The sequence below is a fragment of the Nocardia sp. NBC_00881 genome, from assembly GCF_045207455.1.
Lineage (GTDB): Bacteria > Actinomycetota > Actinomycetes > Mycobacteriales > Mycobacteriaceae > Nocardia.
The window spans coordinates 802,755-821,687 of record NZ_CP108798.1; the positions used below are offsets into that span (position 1 = coordinate 802,755).

Below are 18,933 nucleotides of genomic sequence, written 5' to 3' on the forward strand. Positions count from 1 at the left end.
AAGCTGCCATGCTGTCAGGCTGTAAGACAGGAATACGGTAACGTAGGTCACACCCGCTGTCAACGCGGGAGTTTCCGCTGCCAATACGTGCTGGACGAAGCGTTTTGACGCCATAACAGCGGATCTCCATACTGGGTCACGTGACGGTCGAAGAAGGACGGGTCCAGCGCATCGGCGCCACAGAAGCGGTCTTTCGTCGGCTGAAAAGCCTGATCCAAAGCGAGGAATATGCGGTTGGCGACCGCTTACCCGCCGAGCTCGCCTTGGCTCAACAGTTCGGCGTGAGCCGTCCGGTGGTCCGGGAAGCGCTGCATGCCTGCGCGACTTTGGGCCTCACCGAGACACGAACCGGTCGAGGCACTTTCGTCGTCTCCAAGAAGGAGAGCTCGCAACTGACGTTCGCCGGTGTGGATGCCGAAGACCTGATCGAGGCTCGCCAGCTCATCGAGATCCCCACCGCGGGCTTCGCGGCCGAACGTCGCTCACTGAATCAACTGCAGCGGCTTGACGAGATACTCGGCAAACTTGCCGTCGCCGCCGATGACCATGAATGGGTCCGATACGACGGCGAGTTGCACACCGCGATCGCGGCCGCCAGTGGAAACAAGATGCTGGCCACCCTGGTCGCGGACACCCGCAGAGCGCTGGACATCCAGTCGGAGTTCCTCAACTTGACCCAAGACCGCCGCGCCGATTCCGATCGGGAACACGAGGCCATTGTCCGGGCTATCGAGGTGGGTTCGCCGGAGGGCGCTCGTTCGGCGATGGCCGAGCATCTGGCGCGAGTAGCCGAGACCCTGGGCCGCATCGGCGAGTGATCACGGCGACAATGGCAAGACGGCCGGCAGGAGACGTCGCTCGTTCATTGCCGTGCGGGTAAGGGGTAGAAAGGTCGAGGTGTTGTGGAAGAACTCCACGATGCCGCCGCGCAGCGTCGCGCGGTCACCCAATTACATCTATCGAACGAAGAGAGCGGGTTCATGGCGTCCTCTACAGCGCGCGCACAGATCGGGGTTACCGGCCTGGCGGTCATGGGTAGCAACATCGCCCGAAACTTCGCCAAGCATGGCTATACGGTGGCGCTGCACAACCGCAGCATCGGCAAGACCGACGCACTCCTCGAGGCACACGGCGCGGACGGCGACTTCGTGCGCACCGAAACCATCGAAGAGTTCGTCGCGGCACTCGAGAAGCCGCGCCGGGTGCTGATCATGGTCAAGGCGGGCGATCCGACAGATGCCGTCATCGAGGAGCTCGCCGCTGCCATGGAGCCGGGCGACATCATCATCGACGGCGGTAACGCGCTCTATACCGACACCATTCGGCGTGAAGCCGCAATGAAAGAGCGTGGACTGAACTTCGTCGGCGCAGGCATCTCCGGCGGCGAGGAGGGTGCGCTGAACGGTCCCGCCATCATGCCCGGCGGTCCGAAGGAGTCGTACGACTCGCTCGGACCCCTGCTGGAATCGATCGCGGCGAACGTCGACGGGACGCCGTGCTGCACACATATCGGCCCCGATGGCTCCGGGCACTTCGTCAAGATGGTCCACAACGGCATCGAGTACGCCGATATGCAGCTCATCGGCGAGGCCTACCATCTGTTCCGCGATGCGCTCGGCTTCGGTGCGAAGCAGATCGCCGAGGTGTTCACCCAGTGGAATTCTGGAGACTTGGAAAGCTACCTCGTCGAAATCACGGCCGAGGTCTTGAATCAGGTCGACGCGAAAACAGGCCGACCGCTTGTCGATGTCATCGTCGACGCGGCTGAGCAGAAGGGCACCGGTCGCTGGACTGTGAAGGCCGCCCTCGATCTCGGTGTACCGGTGACAGGGATCGCCGAAGCGGTATTCGCGCGAGCACTGTCCGGTTCCCGCGAGCAGCGGAAAGCCGCGGCCGGCCTCGCTCCGGGCAAACTCGGTGAAAAGCCCACCGACACAGCGCAATTCACCGAAGACATTCGGCAGGCTCTCTACGCGTCGAAAGTTGTCGCGTACGCGCAGGGCTTCGACCAGATCGCCGCAGGCAGTGCGGAGTACAACTGGGACCTGCACCCTGGCGACTTGGCAACGATCTGGCGCGGCGGATGTATCATCCGGGCTCGATTCCTGAACCGGATCAAAGATGCCTACGACGAGAACCCCGCACTGCCGAGCTTGATTCTCGCGCCGTACTTCCGCGACGCGATCGAAACGGCCATCGACAGCTGGCGGCGAGTCGTATCCACCGCCACCCTGCTCGGAATTCCAGTGCCTGCCTTCGCATCGTCGCTGTCGTACTACGACGCCCTGCGCGCCGCGCGGCTCCCGGCCGCCCTCACCCAGGGCCAGCGCGACTTCTTCGGTGCGCACACCTACGAGCGCATCGACGCGGACGGTAAGTTCCACACCCTCTGGAGCGGAGACCGCAGCGAAGTCTCCGCAGACTGACACCACGTCGGCATAGTGCCGTTGAACCGGGCCACGACCCTGTTCGCCCACTTCATCCGCAGCGAACATCGCGGTGGAATTCACCGAAGCACCGCAGAACGGTCTCGCCTCGAGCGACAGTGCGCAGGTGCACAGCCGTAGCCATGTCCGGTTGATCGCGGCTTAGCGATGGGTCCAATCGGGCTGGGTGAAGTGGGCGACTCGGGCGGTGGATGCGGTTCGGCCGAGGAGGACGATCTCGCGGAATTGCCAGAGCAGTGCGCCGGTCGGCGCGTGGATGGTCATGTTCGGGCCGAGTCGCATTTGGAGAAGGCCGGTTTCGTCGGTCGGCGGGGCGTTGTCGCGAAGTACTGCTTGTCGTACTGCGTCGTCGGCGTGGACCCAGTGCGGGGTGTCCTCGGCGGCGAGCCGAGCGAGATCGACCAGGTGTACGGAGTGGACCTCGTCGGGGCTGGGGCATAGATCGGTGGTGTCGGTCAGCGCCATGACGATCGGGGTGATCGCGAATCCCGATGCGGCAGGGAAGTCGTCGAGCTTGCCGATGAGATCGGCGGGATCTGCTGTCAGGCCGAGTTCTTCGTGTAGTTCGCGCATCGCGGCTTGTTCGGGAGTCTCGCCTTCGTCGAGTCGGCCGCCAGGCAGTGCCCACTGGCCGGCGTTGCGGCCACGGTAAGCCCGTTTGATGACGATCACCGACAGCCGTCCGTCCAGTTCAACCGCGCACAGCAGAACCGCCGCGCGGCGAGTACCCGGAGCATCCGGAATGTCGATGCGTGGGAAATCGGCCAGCCGGGTGTTCGCGAGCACGCGGAAGTCATTGATCTTCTCGGGGAGACGCTGTCCCGGGGTGGAGCCCATATCGTCGATCTTGCCCCACCGCGCGAGTGATCGGCGCGGGCACTGGACCTGCTTCGCGAGTTGGCACCGGTCGGACCGAGGAGCGGATGGGCGGACTGGCTACAGCCATGCGCGTCCGTCGACGGGACACCGCAGGCCCTGATCGGAAGTCCGGTACCGAGCGCTCAGGCGATCGCGGTGCGCAGCGTGAACCAGCCTGTCGCGGGATCGGCGAAGCCGTGGTACATCAGGCGGATGCGCTGATCGACCTCGAAATGGCGGTATACCGTGAACATCGCGCTGCGTGTCGCGTCTTGCTGAAAGTCCTCGGTGCGGCGGAATCCGATGAGCCGCTCCGGGAGTAGCGCCAGCCGCGTCAGTTCGGCGGGGTCGCCGACGTCCAGACCTATCGGTGCGGTGTCGGAGATGTGATGATCGTGCAAGACGGCACGAACCGTGCCGGGGTCCGGGAGATCGGATCGGAACGCCTGGAACTCGATGCGCACCAGCCATCCTGGATCGGCGGAAGCCGACTCGGTCTGCACCGACTCGACCAATCCTGCGTCGAGGCTCGGCGCGGCTGTGTCGTCGGCGAGCGGCGCCTGTTCTAGTAGGTGCAATATGCTGCCGCCAGGGATCAGGGGCTCGGGGGCGAGAAACAGCGTGACGGTGGGACAAGTGCACCCCCGGCCGAACAGGCAGACTTTCATGTGCGACGGATCGGACATGTGGCCTCCTCCGGGAACGGGAGCGAATTCGGGCCTTGGCTGGATCGGGACTTCTAGATACGCCGGCCGTTGAGTCGCGATGGCGCCTCGATGGTCGACCGTGCCGCAGTTTCCAAGTCTAGGAGTCCGGCAGAGCTTGCGCATCGGTGCCGCAAACCGGATTCGGGCGGCCCGCCACCCGTGCGGTTTGCTATCTTGAACGTCGTTCAAGTTGTGTAGCGGAGGATGTCGTCGTGGAGGGTGTCGAGAACTCTCGGGAGTCGCAGGCCGGAATTTCCGCGCGGGACATGGCGCAGATCGCCGTGTTCGCGGCGCTGATCGCCGCGTTGGGTCTGCCCGGCGCCATCACAGTGGGATTCAGTGGCGTGCCGATCACCGTGCAGACCCTCGGTGTCATCCTGGCCGGCGCGGTGCTCGGGGGCCGCAAGGGCACGGCGGCCGTGGTGGTCTTCCTCGCGCTGACGATGATCGGTTTGCCGCTGCTGTCCGGTGGCCGTACCGGATTGACCGCGCTGGCAGGGCCCAGTGCTGGTTACCTCATCGGCTGGATTCCCGCAGTCTTGTTCATCGGCCTGCTGACCGGCCGAATTTTACCGCGATACCCGATTGTTCTCGGTCTGCTCGTCAACGCGGTCGGCGGGATTCTGATCGTCTATCTCTTCGGCACCATCGGGCTCGTGCTCCGCACAGACCTCGCGGTTGGTCCAGCCGCCACCACCAACTTCGCGTTTATTCCAGGCGACCTGGTAAAAGTTGCCGTCGCGACTGTGGTCGCCAAGGGAGTACACCGTGCGTACCCCGGTGTGATCGGTGCATAGTCTCGAACTCGGCGGCGGGGGCGATCAGCCCGCGATGGACTTCGACGGCCGCATCTACACCTACCGGCAACTCGATGATGCGATCGAGCGGTGGATCGACCGGCAGGGACCGCACGCGGTCGTCTACGACGCGTCGGCGCTCGCGGTTCCGGACGCTTTGATCTGCGTCTGTGCCGCGGCGCGGCGCGGCGTCCCGGCGGTAGTCGAGAACCCCGATGCACGTCCCGACCGCCCGAGCATTCCGCCGTCAGCGTTTCTGCTGGTGGCGACGTCGGGCTCCACCGGACGTCCACAGCCTCTGGCCCGGACGGCGGCATCCTGGTTCGACAGTTTCCCCGCGTTCACCACGATCACCGGCGTCGAGCCCGCGGACCGTGTGCTGATCACCGGCCCGTTACACGCGACGATGCATCTGTTCGGTGCGCTGCATGCGCTGTGGCGAGGTGCGTGCGTCACCGACGACCTGTCCCAGGCCACGGTGGTGCACGCTGTCCCCGCTGTCCTGCGTGAGGTGGTCCGTGGTGCTCCGAAGCTGCGTACCGCGATCGTTGCGGGCATCGCGCTGGACGACGGCGCTCGGACAGCGGCGGCGAGCATCGAGATCATCGAGTATTACGGGTCCGCGGAAGTCTCGCTTGTCGCGGCGCGGCGCGTGCCCGAGCCGCTTCGACTGGTGGACGGCGTCGATGCCGACGTTCGCGGTGGGCTGCTCTACGTCCGGTCCCCCTACCGTGTGATCGGAGCGCCGGAGTGGTTCGGCGTCGGCGACCTCGCGGAGCTCGGGGACAACCGCGAGCTGACCGTCCGGGGCAGGGGCGAATATGCGATCAATGTCGGCGGCACCACGGTGGTCGCCGAGGATGTCGAGCGCATCCTCGAGACGCTCGAGGGCGTCGCGGCCGCGGCCGTTATCGGAACTCCGCATGCCGTGTTCGGCGAAATCGTCACGGCGGCAGTGCAACTCGATGGCGCCGCGAGGCTCGATGATGTTCGCTCGCGGGCACGTCGGGTGCTGACGAGGGAGGCAATTCCCCGTCGCTGGATGCTGCTCAGGTCGCTGCCGCGGACTGCCAACGGCAAGGTTGCCCGTGGTCGCCTGAAAGACTTGCTGACATGAACCATGTTCCCGTTCTGGTAGCGCCGCGTCGAACGCCGATCGGCAACGCCGGACACGGGTTCGCCGATCTGACTACCACTGATCTGGCCGCCCCTGTGCTGCGCGACGTGCTGTCGTCGCTGCGCGGTGCCGGGATCGACGCCGAGGTGGACGATGTGGTCCTCGGCAACTGCCTCGGGCCGGGCGGCGATCCGGCCCGAATCGCGGCATTGCAGGCCGGCTTGGGAGTGCATGTTCCCGGTGTCACCATCGATCGTCAGTGCGGATCCGGCCTCGACGCGGTCATGCAGGCGGCGTGGCGTGTGCACAGCGGCGCGGACGAGCTCATTCTGGCTGGTGGCGTCGAATCGGCGAGCACGGCACCGTGGCGGTTCTGGCCGCCGATACCGGGCGCCGACCCGGTGCGATACTCCCGCGCTCCGTTTGCGCCGCAAGGCTTTCCCGATCCCGACATGGGTGTGGCCGCGGACGATCTAGCGCGATTCCGTGGTATCAGCCGTGAGCGGCAGGATGCCTATGCGGCGCGCTCGCACACGCTCGCCGCGGCGGCCGACTTCTCGGCTGAGATCGTGCCGATCGGCGATATGCACCGGGACGAACGCATTCGCGCAGGGATGACCGAGGCCAGGCTCGCGCGGCTGCGCCCCGGTTTCGGGGCAGACGGAACGGCGACAGCGGGCAACTCGTGTGGCATCTCCGACGGGGCTGCGGTAGTGGCGGTCACCAGTGCGTCGCGGGCAGCGGGGCTGCCGGCGCTGCGAATACTCGGCTCCGCGGTGGCCGGATCCGACCCTGCCTTTCCTGGTCTCGGACCGGTACCGGCCATACGTAAGCTGTTGCGGCGGACCGGATTCCACACGGCTGATCTCGATGTCATCGAGATCACCGAGGCCTTCGCGTCGGTGGTGCTGGCAGTGTCGGATGAAGTGGGACTGGACGAGTCAAAGATCTGTCCACAGGGCGGCGCCATCGCACTCGGTCATCCTTGGGGTGCGTCGGGAGCTATCTTGTTGGTGCGGTTGGCAAGTCAGATGCTCCGCCAGGGCGGAGCCGCAGTCGGGCTCGCGGCATGTGCGATCGGCGGCGGGCAAGGCATCGCCATGCTTGTGGAGCGTGTGTCGTGAGCGAGTGTCAGCGAGTGAACCGAGAGCACAGGGCGCAGTCGTGAGCGAGATCATTTTCCACTCGGTGAGCCATGCCTTCGGGAATCGAAAAGTCCTGCGCGACGTAGATTTACGCATCCGCGAGCGCCGTGTCGGCATCATAGGGTCGAACGGTTCCGGCAAATCGACCTTGGCGCGCATGATCAACGGACTGCTGACGCCGACCTCCGGCACCGTCACGGTCGACGGAGTCGACGCAGCCAGGAAGGGCGCGCAGGTGCGGCGCAAGGTCGGGTTTGTGTTCACCGATCCCGATACCCAGATCGTCATGCCCACGGTCTCGGAGGATCTCGCCTTCTCGTTGCGGCGAACGGGACTGAGCAAGCAGGAGGTTGCGGCGCGCGTCGAGGAGATGCTGGTTCGGTTCCGGCTCGACGAGCACGCCGACCATCCCGCCCACCTGTTGTCCGGCGGGCAGAAGCAGTTGCTCGCCATCGGCGCCGTCCTCATCCGCAGGCCTGAGGTGATCGTCGCCGACGAGCCGACCACCCTGTTGGACCTACGGAACGCCCGTGTGGTCGCCGAGGCACTGGATTCCATGGACCAGCAGGTGATCGTAGTGACGCATCAGCTGTCGCTGTTGGACAGTTTCGAGCGGGTCATCGTCATCGACGACGGTGGCGTGGTGTTCGATGGAACCCCGGACGACGCCGTTCCCGCCTACCGGGAATTGGTCGAATGATCGGCGTGTACCTCCCGGGTGACTCGCTGCTGCACCGGATGCCCGCCGGGCTGAAACTGGTGCTGTTGATCGCATCGATCGTGACGGTGACGGTGTTCGTGCGCACCCCGCCGCAGGTCGGTCTTGCCGGCATGGTGGTGGCGGGATTCCTCGCGGCGGCTGGTATTCCGGTGAAAGTCGTTCTGGCGCAATTGCGTCCGGTGGTGTGGGTGGTGCTGATCATCGCAGTGTTCCAAGTTTTGATCACCTCGCCGGCACGGGCTGTTGTGGTGAGCGGCGTCCTGCTGATCTCGGTGGCGCTCGCGGCGCTGGTCACGCTCACCACTCGCGTGACGGACATGCTCGACACCGTGACGCGTGCACTCGGACCGCTACGGAAGGTCGGCGTCGATCCCGATCGGGTGGGGCTCGTGCTGGCTCTGGCTATCCGGTGTGTTCCGTTGCTGACCGGGATCGTTCACGACGTCGCTCAGGCACGGCGCGCTCGCGGGCTGCAATGGTCGATGACGGCACTGGCCACGCCCGTGCTGGTCCGGGCGCTTCGCACCGCGGATGCGATGGGCGACGCCCTTGCCGCGAGGGGAGTGGGCGATGATTGAGTTGCCGGCCGAGCGTATCGCCCGACAAGCCGCCGACCATCCGGAGTCGACAGCCATCGTTTCCAGACGTGAGAGCGTCGACTATCGCGAGTTCTGGTCGAGGGTCACTCGCACTGCCGCAGGGCTCTGCGGCATGAACCGGGTTGCCGTGCTACCCACGTCGGATGTCGGATCGCTTGTCGTCGTGACGGCGGCGATGCACGCCGGTGTCAGCGTCGTGCTGCTGCACCGGCACTTGCTGCCGAGTCAGCTGGCCCGGGTGCTCGAGCTCGCGAAACCCGGTGCCGTCGTGGCTGCGTCGCAACAACACCGCCGGTTGCGCAGGCTGGGATATTGCGGGATCGTCCATACGGCTGTCGCGCTGGAATCCGACAGTCCGGTCGGCCGAGCTCATCCCGACACCGAACTGCTGGTCGGCATCACCTCGGGAACTACCGGTGAACCGAAGTTGTTCGTACGCAATCAACGATCGTGGGCCACGACTCTCGATCGTTCGGACGGCACGTTCGACATCGCGAGCCATAGTCGGGTCTCGGTGCCCGGCGTCCTCGATCACACACATTTCCTGTACGGCGCCTTGCATGCCCTCACCCGAGGTGCGTCGGTGGACCTGCGACCAGTCGTACAGGCTCTGCGCGACGGGCCCACACACCTGTATTCGGTGCCGACGATCGCCTGGGACGTGGTGCGGTCGGGAATGGCTCCGGTCGAGCGCGTCCGCGGGGTGCTGTCCTCGGCGGCCCGATGGCCGTACCCGGGACGCCGAGCGCTGCAGGAGATCGTGCCGAACGCGTCTCTCGTGCACTTCTACGGCGCCTCCGAATTGAGTTTCGTGTCGTTCTCTCGGGGGCTCGGGACAGCCGACGGGGATTCGGCGGGTGAACTGTTCGACGGCGTCGAGGTCGAGATCCGAGACGGCCGGGTGTTCGTGCGCAGCGACATGTTGTTCGACGGCTATCTGACGGAGGAAGGTGTGGTGGACGGTCCCGTCGAGGGGTGGATGTCGGTGGGCGACCGGGGCCGAGTGGTCGGCGACCGCCTGCAGTTGTTCGGCCGTGACAGCGACATGCTCATCCGGGCGGGACTCAACGTGGAACCTGCGGCCGTCGAAGCGGCGCTCATCGCGATACCGGGTATCGCGGAGGCCGCCTGCGTCGGAGTGCCCGACGTGCGAATGGGCGAGGTGCCTGCGGCTGCGATCGTGGTGGACGACAATGCTCCGAGCTCCGATGAAATGTGGCGGCACCTGCGCGCGACCCTGCCGAGTCCGAGTATGCCGGTCCAAGTCCTGGCGGTCGACAGCCTGCCGCGCACACCGCGTGGAAAGCTCGATCGGCGGGCTCTGTCCCTTACTCTCGCCACCCACCGCAGCGCCGGGCGACCCATCGACATCGGGGACGGGTCGAAGGATCAGACCACCGAATCCGGGTCGCATGCGGTGGTCCGTCGGTGCACCTGACAGCGGGCCGAGCCACCGGATTCGGTGCATTAATGTTTCAGGAATGGCAATAGCACCACGCCGGGCGAACCGCGGGCCGAGGGCGGCACCGGGAAACCGAGCCGCACTGATTCGGGCTGCACGGCTGGTCTTCGCGGAGAACGGCTTCGACGCGCCGCTCAGCTCGATCGCGCGCACCGCCGGGGTAGGGCAGGGCGTGCTGTATCGCCACTTCCCGAATCGCGAAAGCATTGCGCTGGCCGTGTTCGAGGAGAACATCAGTGAGGTCGAGACAATCGCGGCGGATCCGGACGCGACCGTCGACCACGTTCTCGCCGTGATCGTGGCACAGCTCGCCTCTTCGGCGGCGTTCATCGCGATGCTCGATCCCGCCGGCACGGACGACCCTCGCCTCTTCCAGGTCGCGTGGCGCCTGATCAACCTGATAAACCGCAAGCTCGACGACCCGGACAGGCGTGGCGCGCTGCGCGCGGACGTGACGGCCTCGGACGTCATCATGGCGATCGCGATGCTCGCCGCGATGCTCGCGAAGACGGCGCCGCCTTCCCGGGAGGAGACAGCCATACGTGCGTGGTCGCTGCTCGAACGCGGGCTGCACGGTTGACCCGGCCCGGGCGCGGCGATCGAACTTTCGTCAGATCCCACGTTGGCATTCTGCTGCGCCGTCGCCTTTCGCGGGCAGTGCTGCGCCCGGCTGGCAATATTCGACTTGCGGCCGATGAATCGCCCAGGCGAGCCAGGAGACTCGAAAACTTGCGATCCCGGATGGTCGAAGGCGGCAGGCGCCATCCTTACCGGGGCAGGCGGCACCCGCGGCTCAGGTGGCGGTTCGTACCGCAGTGACCACCACAGCGGTGTAACGCATCGTGAAGGTGCCTCCCACTGCGTCGATGGCGGCGCCGATCCCCGCGAGTATTTCCCGCGGCTCGGCCGGTGGGAGTTGAGTGTGGAAGCCATGGGTAGGTAGCTGGTCCAGCCACTCGTCCCGGGTGTAGGGCCGGTCCCATTCGAGTTGCCACTGCTCAGGGGCGCAGAACCCGCCGACCTGCCGGATGCCGTCGGCGGCGTTGGCGCAGAGCGCCGAGTACCCGTCCGGGCTGGGCATCCCGCGCTGATAGATCGGCGAGTCGGGCATGACCCGACGGTAGACCGCCGCGAAGGCTTCACTCACATCAGGTGGGGGCTGGAACGCGTTCCAGAAGAGCGCCAGCCGTCCACCGGGGCGCAGCACCTGCGCAGCCTTGGCAGCGCCGGCGACCGGGTCGACCCAGTGCCAGGCCTGTCCGGCGACGACCGCGTCGAATTCCCGCCCGGCGTGATCCCAGGCTTCGAACGTGGCCACCTCGACCTCGACTCCGCTGCGGCGCGCGAAGTCGGCCATCCGCGCGTCGGGTTCGACGCCGAGTGTCTTGCAGCCGACCGCTTGGAACTGCTGGGCCACGATCCCGGTGCCGCAGCCGACGTCGAGGACGTCGGGGCCGGGACTGGCGGCCACGATGCGAGCCACCATGGCGTCGGGATAGCGGGGCCGGGTCCGGTCGTAGCGCTCTGGGTCCGAGCCGAACGACTCTGCTACCTGTCGATGTCGGTGTGGCTGATTCTCGGACAGACGCGCTCGCTCCGGCGGTAGAGTGGGCATGCGCCCACCATAGTGGGCGTGTGCCCACTCGTCAATCGAGTGGTACCGAGCGAGGCAAGGAGGGGTGCGCGGTGCCGACCGGGTTGGCTATCCGTGACGTACGGGAGCAGCTGTTCGCCGCTGCCGAGCGGGTCTTGCTCCGGGACGGGCCGAGCGCGCTGACCAGCCGGGCGGTCACGGCGGAGGCAGGCTGTGCCAAGGGTGTTCTACACCGGCACTTCGATGACTTCGACGTCTTTCTCGCCGAATTCGTGCTCGATCGCATCCATCGGATGGATTCTCAGGCCGCCGCCCTGCGTGACTCCGCCGGGACCGGCACGATCGCCGACAACCTCGCTGACGCGCTGACGGCGCTGTTCGGGTCGGTCGCTGTGGCAATCGTCGCCCTCCTCGTTTTCCGGGACGAGCTGCGCGGACGATTGCGCCAGACTTGGCCTGCCGGTATCCCGATCCTCACGGAAGCTGCGAACATGATCGCCTCCTACCTCGCCGCGGAGCGTGAACTGGGTCGCATCGCCGCCGATGCCGACGTCGACACACTCGCTCCCACGCTGATCGGGGCCGGGCACCTGCTGTTCGCCGACCGGAAAGGCGCACCGCCCGAGGCCGGAGCAGTCCGCAAGATGGTAACCGCGGTTATCGCCGGGGCGCTGCCCCGCTGATTCGAATCTTCGGTGGTGCAGCGAGTTCGCCGGGCCGGTTCATTTCGTTTCAGGGAGTCCAAGTGATGCGGCCGCCTTGGAAGTCTTGGGCTTTGCCGTTTTCGAAGTCGTATTCGTCGCTGGTGGGGTAGCCGTAGCGGCCGGCTTCGGAACCTGCGGCTTCCCAGGTATCGCGTAGGGCGCCCCAGACGACGTGGGCTCCTGTGCGTGGGGAGTAGTAGATGGCGCCGCCGCCGAAGAGGTTGTAGCGGCCGTTGTCTTTGCGGGCAGCGGTTTCGTCGGTGATGGGGAAGCCGAGGGGGCTGGCTTCCCAGCCGTAGCTGCCCCATTTGTCCCGGATCGCGCCGCCGATTTGGTGGGCGTCGGTGCCGAGAGACCAGTAGATGGAGCCGCCTTGGAAGTGGTTGTAGGCGCCGGGTTTGGTGGGAGTGGCGGCTTCCCGGGTGACGGGGTAGCCGAGGAATCCGTTCTCGAAGCCGAGGTTGCCCCATTTGCCGCGGATGGCGCCGCCGATTTGGTTGGCCCCGGTGCCGGGGTGCCAGTAAATCGAGGCGTCGCGCTGAAAGGTTTGATAGCGGCCGCCGCGGGCGGCGTCGGCTTCGGGGCTGGTGGCGTCGCCGAATAAGGCGGGGCCGCCTGCTTGGTCGTATTCGACTTCGATAGCTCCGCCGACGTCGAAGGGGCCGATGGGACGCGCGGTGGCGTCGGTCGAGCCGAGGGGAGCGGCGAGCAGGGCCGCGGTGACGAGGGTGGTAGCGACTGCATTGCGTGTGCCTGGTCGGTTGCGGATCAGCGGTTCCAAGGGATCTCCCTGAACAGATGTTGGCTGGTTACGAGTGGTCAGACACACGACATCTCCTGAGTCGGTGCGTGCTGCTGATCGTTAGGGCGGCATCATTCTTTGGTGACGAAGTCGGCCGTTTTGACACGCTGACGACAAAGTGGCGCGCGTTCGATCCGGTTGTGGCAAATCTAGCCCGTGACGGTGTGGGTGAACAGTGTCTCGCTGAGTTTGTCGGTGTGTTCGAGCCTGTGAGCGAGGACAAGACCGCACCGGGTTCGCCTGCTGGGCCTGTCGTCTGGTGATCAGTTCGCCCGGGACGTCCGGGCCACCAGCGCTAAGCGCAGATACCGCAGCTTGACGGCTGCGACGGATCGAATCCCGGTCAGCTGCCCGATCCACTCGAGCCGGTAGTCCACCGTATCGGTGTGCACGGGCAGCAGGCGCGGTGCCCTGCTGGTTGAGGTTGTCGGCGATGTGCCGCCGCAACGGCTCGAGCAGCTCGGGGTGCTCGTCCGCCGGGTCGAGCAGCGAGCCGAGATATTCCCGGTCTGGCGCTGGGAAGGCCTTCTTCTTGCCCGGCTGGCGGGATCAGACAGACAGCGACAAGGTCAGGACGCTGTCAATACCCTTGGCACGCTCCACTTTCGCCGCACTCGTCTCGATACGGAAATGATCTGGCAACACTGCCTCAGACCGTGGCATCCGGTGCCTGGTACTACGACTGGCGTCTATATGTGGACGGATGCCGAGATCGAACTGGGCGTTGTCTATGGTGCAACCGTATTGTGTTGGTGCACAATACGGTATCGGTGGCTCGACGGCGATAGGTTGGGATTGTCACCATGAAATGCTACGAGGTGACCGCGAGTGATTCGAAGTCGTGGACCATGGTCGCCAACAGCTTCGTTCCGATGGACTATGAGTACGTCGATCCCGATCGGTGGCATTCGGGGCTGACGGTTCAGGAGTCGACGGTATATCGGTTGCTGCGCTGGGAGCAGCGCGGAACCTGCACGTCCTCCCGAACGCGGACCAACATCCGTCACGGCCCCTGCGACGACTTCTACTGGGTCGTCCTCCCCGAACAGGGCTTATATTCGGTCCGTTATCGGGATGAGGTGACCTGGACGCATCCCGGCCACGCGGCGCTGACCGCCCTCGATGACGTGTGCCAGCAATACATCCCGGAATTATCGGCGTACGCGTTCCAGGTGCCACGCACCGAGATCGACCATCGCACGGGGTCTTCCGGCTCGGGGGGCAGGGTGCTCGACCTGGGCTCCGGCCTCGGCCGGATCACTCAGGCCCTGATCCGCAGCACCCACGCCGAGCAGTCGAATCTCTCCGACCGTGAGTTCAACGCGGTCTGCGATCGGCTCGCCGAGCTGCTGTCCTTGATATCGCTCGGAGACACCCAACCGCAGCGGGCTCATCACGCACATATCGCCGAGCAGATTCGGCGATATGTGCGGGCGAACGTAGGTCATGGTGACGTGCGATTGCCCGCGGTGGCACACGCGTTGGGCTGGTCTCCCCGGCAGCTGCGAACGGTCCTGCAGCAGTCGGGTACCACGTTCCGTGATGTGCGTCGGGACGAGGCGCTGCGCGCCGCCCGGGACCTGCTCGAGGACCCGGCACGGGAGGCAGTGCCCATCCGCGACCTGGCCATCCGCAGTGGTTTCACCCCCGCCTGGTTCTCCGCGGCATTCAAGGCGCGTTTCGGTGAGACGCCACGGGATTTCCGGCGCCGCAGGTTGGCGGAACTCACCGAGCGCGGCGGTGCTCGGGAGTCGGTGGCGACGCACTGACCGCAGCCGAGGGGGCCGGACGCGGGGAGCCGCATCCGGCCCACGTCGTCAGGTGGTGGAATCGAGTCGCACCGGAAGCTCGAGGGGGCCGTTGGTGCTGATTTGCGGGGCGTACTCGATATCCGTCGGATCGCACGCGAGGCTCAACCGCGGAAAGCGATTGAACAGCATGGAGAGTGCTATGCGGCTCTCGAGTCGGGCGAGTGGCGCACCGAGGCAGAAATGCGGGCCGCGACCGAACGCCAACTGGTCCCGATGGTCGTGGTCGATATCGAACGTATCGGCGTCCGGATAGTGCCGCGCGTCCCTGCCTACTCCGCCATACCACATCATCATGCTGCCCGCGGGAATATCGACCCCCGCCACGGTCACATCGTGGCGTGCGTATCGCATGAGGGCGCCGACGACAGACGACTTGTACCGCAGCATTTCCTCCACGACATCGGCCCATCGGTCCTCGGCGAGCGCTTTGGCGCGTTGTTCAGGATGGGTGCACAGCGTTACGACGGCATTGCCCAACAGGTGCACGGTGGTCTCGTGTCCGGCCACGATCACTATCCAGAGCATGTTGCACAGCTCATCGATCGTCAGCTCGTTCTCCATGTCGGCGTGGAGCAGGGCGGTGGTGAGGTCATCGCCCGGCTCCCGCCGTTTGCACTCCAGCAGCTCGGTGAAGTAGCCCATCATGCCTGCCATCGCGTTCTGCGCCTGTTCAGCCGTACTGGTGTGCGACACCATCGTCGCGGTCCAGTCCTTGAGCCGCGGCTGTGCCGCCATCGGTACGCCGAACAGTGCACAGATCACACGGACCGGGAACGGCGTGGTGAAGGCCGAGACCAGATCGATTCGGTCGCCGCTGGGAAAGTTCGCGATCAGGTTCGCGGCGATCTTTTCGATGCGTGGTTCGAGCGCGGCGACCCTGGCCGGCGTGAACGCCTGGCTGATGGTCTTGCGCAGCCGCCGGTGGTCGAGACCGTCCTTGTTGAGCATGTGGTCGATATCGGTCAGCGAGCGTAAGGGCCAATCGGCCGGAATGGTGCCGTCCTGCAAGGCGGGACATCGCGTCGCACTCTTGCTGAACAGCTTGTCATCGAGGACTTCACTGACGGCCCGGTAGCTGGTCGCCATCCAGGCGGGCACACCGCCTGGCAATTCGATAGGAACGACCTCGCCTCGCTTACGAATTCGGTCAAAGGTTTCGAAGGTGGACTCTCCAGCGGTGGGCAGCTGGATCGCTTGCTCGGACATGCTGTCTCCCAACCGGTTCGGGCTGATACCGAAATTCTCGGTCTTCGGCACGTGCGGAGTGCGTGGTACGCGCGTTACCTGCCTCAGAACGGAACCGGTAGACACCAAAACGTAAGGGACGGCTGCCGAGCGACGCAGCGGCCCATAGCAAGTCATAGCGGCGGAATCGGCATCGTGACGCAGCCGACGAGAGATTTCCGCCGCGCCGCAACCATCGACGTCGTTCGTGCCGACTGGGTGCGTGGGAACATGCGCGCGTACGGGTTCCGGAGTCGTCGCTGTTCCCACTTGCCCTCGTCAAGGCCGTCGGCGGGGCCGGGTTGCTGGCCGGTCGCGCGGTTCCACCGATCGGCGCTGCCGCCGCCGTCGGCTTGGTCGCCTACTTCGTCGGCGCCGGGCTCACCGTGGTGCGGGCGCGGTGGTACTCGCACATCGGGTACCCGCTGCCGTATCTCGCGCTGGCGGCCGCCTCGCTGGGGCTTTTCGTGGCGTCATGAGCCCACTACCCAGCGAGGATGAACTTGGCCGCTTGCTCGCCGATGAATACTGCGGGCGCGTGCGTGTGGCCGCGGATGATCAGCGGCATCACCGAGGCGTCGGCGACCCGTAGTCCTTGCACACCACGGACTTCCAACCGCGGCGTGACGACACTACTGGTGTCGGTGCCCATCCGGCACGTGCCGACCGGGTGGTAGAGGGTGTGCGAGTAGGCGTTGAGCGTCAGTTCGAGGACGGCTTCCCGTTCGGTGGGCGCCTGCGGCGGGTAGATCAGCGGGCCGAGCACCGCTTTCATCGACGGCTCGGCCGCGATGTCGGCGCAGATGCGCAACCCGGCCATCATGGCCGCACGGTCCGCGCCCGCGCTGTCGGACAGATAACGCGGATCGATCAGCGGCTTGGCGGACGGATCGGCCGAGGACAGCGTGATCCGCCCGCGACTGTGCGGGCGCAGCAGCACACTCGCGAGGACCACGCCGTGCTCGGTAGGGTCGACCAGTCCCTCGTGGAAGAACGGGGCGGGTGCGAAAACCAGCTCCAGGTCGGGCACCTCCAACTCCGGCCTGCTGCGCACGAACCCGTACGCCTCGCCCACGTTCGAGGTGAGCATGCCGCGGTGCCGGAGCAGGTAGTCCAGCAGCTGGCGCGGTTTCAAGGCGGCGAACAGTGAATCGGACGCTACGCTGTAGCCGACAGCCGCGACCAGATGGTCTTGCAGGTTCGCCCCCACGTCCGGCGCGTGCCGGCGGACCTCGATGCCCTGGCGGGTCAGCTCGTCGCGGTCGCCGATGCCCGAAAGCATCAGCAGCTGAGGGCTGTTGATCGCACCGCCGCACAGCACGACCTCGCGCCGCGCGGTCACCGTGTGCGTGCCGCCGCCCCTGCGGTATTCCACGCCGACAGCGCGCGTGCCGTCGAAGAGCACTTTCGTGGCCAGCGCCTCGGTGCGCACCGTGAGGTTCGGGCGACGCAGGGCGGGCCGCAAGTACGCATCGGCGGTGCTCCAGCGGCGCCCGCCGCGCTGAGTCACCATGGTCTCGCTGAACCCCTCCGGCTGCGGCCGGTTCGGCGGCTCGACGTCGTAGCCCGCCTCCTCGACCGCGGCCAGATACGCGGCGGTGAGGTCGCGCGGGCTGCGTTGGCGGGAGATGTGCAGCGGTCCGTCGGTCCCCTCGTCGGGATACTGAGCGTTCTCGACCAGTTCGATCCGACGGAACTGTTCGACGGCCGCGGCGAAGCTCCACTCCGCACCCGCCAGCAGCGCCCACTCGTCGTAGTCGGCACGGAATCCACGTACCCACATCATGGCGTTCATCGAGGACGAGCCGCCGAACATCTTGCCGCGCGGCCAGTAGATCTCGCGGTTCGCCAGTTCCGGCTGCGGCTGTGTGAGATAGTCCCAATCCACCTCGGAGCGAAAGAGTTTCGCAAACGCGGCGGGGATATGAATGAACTTGTTCTTGTCCGGTGGGCCTGCTTCGAGCAGCACCACGGTCGTTCCGGGATCGGCGCTGAGCCGATTGGCCACGACCGCACCCGCGGATCCCGACCCGACGACGACGTAATCCGCGATGTGCCCATCTGGTTGCACTGTTTTACTCCGATCTGTACCGACTACGGCAAAGATACGAGCAAGCGATCGCCCAGGGTTCGGTTTCCGGCCAACCCGGCGAAGTCATCGGAGTCGAGGTGGCTCGGCCGTGGTCGGCGCTAGCGCAGGATGAGCAGCGCGGATTGCTCGATCCGGTCGGCGAGCTCGGCATAGGACCCGTAACCCAAGCCCGCGCGCACCAGCGCACCCGCGTAAAGCAGTTCGAGCGATTCGACGACATCCGGGTCCGGGTCCGGGCCGAGGGCGCGGATCTAGGTGAGCCGGGACGGTTCAGTTCTCGGCCGCCGCGACGCCGGCCTTGCGCCCGTAGAAGCTGCCGTCGCCCAGCGACGCGCCGCTCACATAGTCGCCCGCGCACAGACCGGACGTGCACCGGCCCGCCGCGAACAACCCCGGGATCGGCTCGCCCGAGACGTGCAGCACCCGCGAATCGAGATCGGTGCGCAACCCGCCGAGGGTGAACCCCGCGGTGGAGCCGCGCAGGTCGAAGGCGGCCAGCGGGCCTTGGAGCGGACGGACCCATTGCGGCTTCTTGCCGAGCAATGGGTCCTTGCCCTCCGCGGCGTGCAGGTTGTAGCACGCCACGGTCGCCTGCAACGCTTGCGCGGGCAGGCCCATGTCGGACTCCAGTTCGGCGACCTTCTCCGCCGCCCAGGTCGGCGGCCGCGGGATGCCGCCACCGCGCAAGCTCCCGCGGTATCGGCGTCGTCGAGCACAATGAACGCCGACTTGCCGCCCAGCTCCAGGAACGCCTTCTTCACTGTCGTGGCGGCGCCGGAGACATTTCACGTTCCGAAGCACGCCGAGTTCGAGATTTTCGACGTCCAGGCCTTGCAGGCGCGTGCCGACGTCG

The 18,933-nt window shown here is 66.1% G+C and carries 18 protein-coding genes and 3 pseudogenes; 12 read left to right on the forward strand and 9 right to left on the reverse strand.

What is annotated here, in order from left to right; all coding sequences use genetic code 11:
* Positions 1–140 precede the first annotated feature (140 nt).
* Together OH799_RS03125 and gndA are read left to right on the forward strand one after the other, a co-directional pair.
* On the forward strand, positions 141–818 hold the full coding sequence (locus OH799_RS03125) for a FadR/GntR family transcriptional regulator (RefSeq protein ID WP_357271053.1): 678 nt from the start codon (positions 141–143) through the stop codon (positions 816–818).
* 162 nt (positions 819–980) lie between these two features.
* The gene (gene gndA / locus OH799_RS03130) at positions 981–2,426 is read left to right on the forward strand and encodes an NADP-dependent phosphogluconate dehydrogenase (protein WP_406281745.1); all 1,446 of its coding nucleotides are present in this window, start codon (positions 981–983) and stop codon (positions 2,424–2,426) included.
* 162 nt (positions 2,427–2,588) lie between these two features.
* On the opposite strand, the gene OH799_RS03135 is transcribed toward gndA, so the two are convergent.
* Entirely contained in the window at positions 2,589–3,284 is a 696-nt protein-coding gene (locus OH799_RS03135; RefSeq protein WP_406275445.1) for an NUDIX hydrolase, read from the reverse strand.
* 164 nt (positions 3,285–3,448) lie between these two features.
* A complete protein-coding gene (locus OH799_RS03140) occupies positions 3,449–3,991 on the reverse strand; it encodes a hypothetical protein (RefSeq protein WP_406275448.1) in 543 nt (180 codons plus the stop codon).
* A 233-nt stretch (positions 3,992–4,224) separates the two neighbouring features.
* Between OH799_RS03140 and OH799_RS03145 the strand changes: the two genes are divergently transcribed.
* The 7 genes from OH799_RS03145 to OH799_RS03175 are packed head-to-tail and all read left to right on the forward strand — an operon-like array spanning position 4,225 to position 10,433.
* Positions 4,225–4,809 (forward strand): biotin transporter BioY, encoded by a 585-nt coding sequence (locus OH799_RS03145; RefSeq protein WP_406275451.1) that lies wholly within the window; start codon positions 4,225–4,227, stop codon positions 4,807–4,809.
* A gap of 34 nt (positions 4,810–4,843) precedes the next feature.
* Positions 4,844–5,926 carry an AMP-binding enzyme gene (locus OH799_RS03150; RefSeq protein ID WP_406281748.1) on the forward strand — a complete coding sequence of 361 codons (1,083 nt, stop codon included), beginning with the start codon at positions 4,844–4,846 and terminating at the stop codon, positions 5,924–5,926.
* Positions 5,923–7,050 (forward strand): thiolase family protein, encoded by a 1,128-nt coding sequence (locus OH799_RS03155; RefSeq protein WP_406275454.1) that lies wholly within the window; start codon positions 5,923–5,925, stop codon positions 7,048–7,050. Before OH799_RS03150 ends, OH799_RS03155 begins: the two co-directional genes overlap by 4 nt.
* Positions 7,051–7,090: 40 nt before the next feature.
* Positions 7,091–7,771, forward strand: coding sequence for an energy-coupling factor ABC transporter ATP-binding protein (locus OH799_RS03160; protein ID WP_406275457.1), 681 nt, complete (start codon positions 7,091–7,093; stop codon positions 7,769–7,771).
* Positions 7,768–8,370: an energy-coupling factor transporter transmembrane component T family protein gene (locus OH799_RS03165; RefSeq protein WP_406275460.1), complete on the forward strand. Its 603-nt coding sequence runs from the start codon at positions 7,768–7,770 to the stop codon at positions 8,368–8,370. Before OH799_RS03160 ends, OH799_RS03165 begins: the two co-directional genes overlap by 4 nt.
* Positions 8,363–9,829, forward strand: coding sequence for an AMP-binding protein (locus OH799_RS03170; protein ID WP_406275463.1), 1,467 nt, complete (start codon positions 8,363–8,365; stop codon positions 9,827–9,829). The genes OH799_RS03165 and OH799_RS03170 overlap by 8 nt, the downstream gene beginning before the upstream one ends.
* A 43-nt stretch (positions 9,830–9,872) precedes the next feature.
* The gene (locus OH799_RS03175) at positions 9,873–10,433 is read left to right on the forward strand and encodes a TetR family transcriptional regulator (RefSeq protein ID WP_406275465.1); all 561 of its coding nucleotides are present in this window, start codon (positions 9,873–9,875) and stop codon (positions 10,431–10,433) included.
* Positions 10,434–10,646: 213 nt separating this feature from the next.
* Here the strand turns inward: OH799_RS03175 and OH799_RS03180 are convergent, their stop codons facing one another.
* Complete coding sequence (locus OH799_RS03180) at positions 10,647–11,468, reverse strand: class I SAM-dependent methyltransferase (RefSeq protein WP_406275468.1); 822 nt, start codon at positions 11,466–11,468, stop codon at positions 10,647–10,649.
* Positions 11,469–11,488: 20 nt separating this feature from the next.
* On the opposite strand from OH799_RS03180, the gene OH799_RS03185 reads away from it, so the two are divergent.
* Positions 11,489–12,130, forward strand: coding sequence for a TetR/AcrR family transcriptional regulator (locus OH799_RS03185; RefSeq protein ID WP_406275471.1), 642 nt, complete (start codon positions 11,489–11,491; stop codon positions 12,128–12,130).
* 49 nt (positions 12,131–12,179) lie between these two features.
* On the opposite strand, the gene OH799_RS03190 is transcribed toward OH799_RS03185, so the two are convergent.
* Positions 12,180–12,932, reverse strand: a complete 753-nt coding sequence (locus OH799_RS03190; RefSeq protein ID WP_406275474.1) for an LGFP repeat-containing protein — start codon at positions 12,930–12,932, stop codon at positions 12,180–12,182.
* 824 nt (positions 12,933–13,756) lie between these two features.
* Here OH799_RS03190 and OH799_RS03195 point away from each other — a divergent pair.
* Positions 13,757–14,722: an AraC family transcriptional regulator gene (locus tag OH799_RS03195; protein WP_406275478.1), complete on the forward strand. Its 966-nt coding sequence runs from the start codon at positions 13,757–13,759 to the stop codon at positions 14,720–14,722.
* 48 nt (positions 14,723–14,770) lie between these two features.
* On the opposite strand, the gene OH799_RS03200 is transcribed toward OH799_RS03195, so the two are convergent.
* Positions 14,771–15,970 (reverse strand): cytochrome P450, encoded by a 1,200-nt coding sequence (locus OH799_RS03200; RefSeq protein WP_406275481.1) that lies wholly within the window; start codon positions 15,968–15,970, stop codon positions 14,771–14,773.
* A 278-nt stretch (positions 15,971–16,248) separates the two neighbouring features.
* Here OH799_RS03200 and OH799_RS03205 point away from each other — a divergent pair, with 278 nt between their 5' ends.
* Positions 16,249–16,467: a DoxX family protein gene (locus tag OH799_RS03205; RefSeq protein WP_406281751.1), complete on the forward strand. Its 219-nt coding sequence runs from the start codon at positions 16,249–16,251 to the stop codon at positions 16,465–16,467.
* A gap of 5 nt (positions 16,468–16,472) precedes the next feature.
* On the opposite strand, the gene OH799_RS03210 is transcribed toward OH799_RS03205, so the two are convergent.
* The 4 genes and pseudogenes from OH799_RS03210 to OH799_RS03225 form a co-directional block, all read right to left on the reverse strand.
* The gene (locus OH799_RS03210) at positions 16,473–18,059 is read right to left on the reverse strand and encodes a GMC family oxidoreductase (RefSeq protein ID WP_406275484.1); all 1,587 of its coding nucleotides are present in this window, start codon (positions 18,057–18,059) and stop codon (positions 16,473–16,475) included.
* A gap of 119 nt (positions 18,060–18,178) precedes the next feature.
* Positions 18,179–18,325, reverse strand: a pseudogene (locus OH799_RS03215) (TetR/AcrR family transcriptional regulator); the annotation flags it as partial.
* A gap of 25 nt (positions 18,326–18,350) precedes the next feature.
* Positions 18,351–18,746: pseudogene (locus tag OH799_RS03220) on the reverse strand (FAD-binding protein); the annotation flags it as partial.
* Between the two features lie 5 nt (positions 18,747–18,751).
* Positions 18,752–18,847: pseudogene (locus tag OH799_RS03225) on the reverse strand (aldehyde dehydrogenase family protein); the annotation flags it as partial.
* Positions 18,848–18,933 lie beyond the last annotated feature (86 nt).

Bases quoted from the DNA above. Each gene is read 5' to 3' on its own strand.
- gndA (WP_406281745.1), top strand. From the start codon at position 981: ATGGCGTCCTCTACAGCGCGCGCACAGATCGGGGTTACCGGCCTGGCG.
- OH799_RS03135 (WP_406275445.1), bottom strand. From the start codon at position 3,284: ATGGGCTCCACCCCGGGACAGCGTCTCCCCGAGAAGATCAATGACTTC.
- OH799_RS03140 (WP_406275448.1), bottom strand. From the start codon at position 3,991: ATGTCCGATCCGTCGCACATGAAAGTCTGCCTGTTCGGCCGGGGGTGC.
- OH799_RS03150 (WP_406281748.1), top strand. From the start codon at position 4,844: ATGGACTTCGACGGCCGCATCTACACCTACCGGCAACTCGATGATGCG.
- OH799_RS03155 (WP_406275454.1), top strand. From the start codon at position 5,923: ATGAACCATGTTCCCGTTCTGGTAGCGCCGCGTCGAACGCCGATCGGC.
- OH799_RS03165 (WP_406275460.1), top strand. From the start codon at position 7,768: ATGATCGGCGTGTACCTCCCGGGTGACTCGCTGCTGCACCGGATGCCC.
- OH799_RS03170 (WP_406275463.1), top strand. From the start codon at position 8,363: ATGATTGAGTTGCCGGCCGAGCGTATCGCCCGACAAGCCGCCGACCAT.
- OH799_RS03175 (WP_406275465.1), top strand. From the start codon at position 9,873: ATGGCAATAGCACCACGCCGGGCGAACCGCGGGCCGAGGGCGGCACCG.
- OH799_RS03180 (WP_406275468.1), bottom strand. From the start codon at position 11,468: ATGCCCACTCTACCGCCGGAGCGAGCGCGTCTGTCCGAGAATCAGCCA.
- OH799_RS03195 (WP_406275478.1), top strand. From the start codon at position 13,757: ATGAAATGCTACGAGGTGACCGCGAGTGATTCGAAGTCGTGGACCATG.
- OH799_RS03200 (WP_406275481.1), bottom strand. From the start codon at position 15,970: ATGTCCGAGCAAGCGATCCAGCTGCCCACCGCTGGAGAGTCCACCTTC.